The organism is Cyanobium sp. NIVA-CYA 375 (assembly GCF_056108345.1).
On the sequence record NZ_JBSYHW010000349.1, the window covers coordinates 1 to 659 of the forward strand.

At 67.4% G+C, this 659-nt stretch carries 1 protein-coding gene; it reads right to left on the reverse strand.

Annotated features, from left to right (window positions below; all coding sequences use genetic code 11):
* The coding region (locus AC01FP_RS18515) for an FAD-dependent oxidoreductase (RefSeq protein ID WP_474482340.1) at positions 1 to 609 on the reverse strand (609 nt) is incomplete at its 3' end.
* Between the last annotated feature and the right edge of the window lie 50 nt (positions 610 to 659).

Sequence of the window (659 nt, forward strand, 5' to 3'; positions counted from 1 at the left end):
AGCGATCCTCACCGAGGCCGCACCCTGGCGGTTGCTGGTGCCGACGCAGTCGCTGCCGGTGTCGCCACCGCCGATCACGATCACGTGCTTGCCGGTCGCCGTGAGCGAACCGCGCGGAGCAGCGCGGACTTCGTCGTCACCCGCCACGCGCTTGTTCTGTTGGGTCAGGAATTCCATCGCCAGCCGCACGCCAGGCAGCTCCGCGCCGGGGATGTCGAGCATCCGCGCCTCTTCCGCCCCGCCTGCCAGCACCACGGCGTCGAAATTCTCGCGCAGCGCGCGGAAGCTCACTTCCACGCCGACTTCGGCGCTGGTCTTGAAGGTCACCCCTTCCGCTTCCATCTGGACCGCCCGCCGGTTGATCAGCTGCTTTTCCATCTTGAAGTCGGGGATGCCGTAGCGCAGCAGGCCGCCGATCCGGTCGCTCTTCTCGAACACCGTCACGGCATGACCAGCCCGGGCCAGCTGCTGGGCACAGGCCAGACCGGCCGGGCCGGAACCAACCACTGCAACCGACTTTCCGGTCTGTGCCTCCGGCACCTGCGGCTTGATCCAGCCTTCCTGCCAGCCGCGATCGACGATTGCGCATTCGATGCTTTTGATGGTCACCGGCTGGTCGACAATGTTGAGGGTGCAGCTCGCCTCGCACGGGGCGGGGC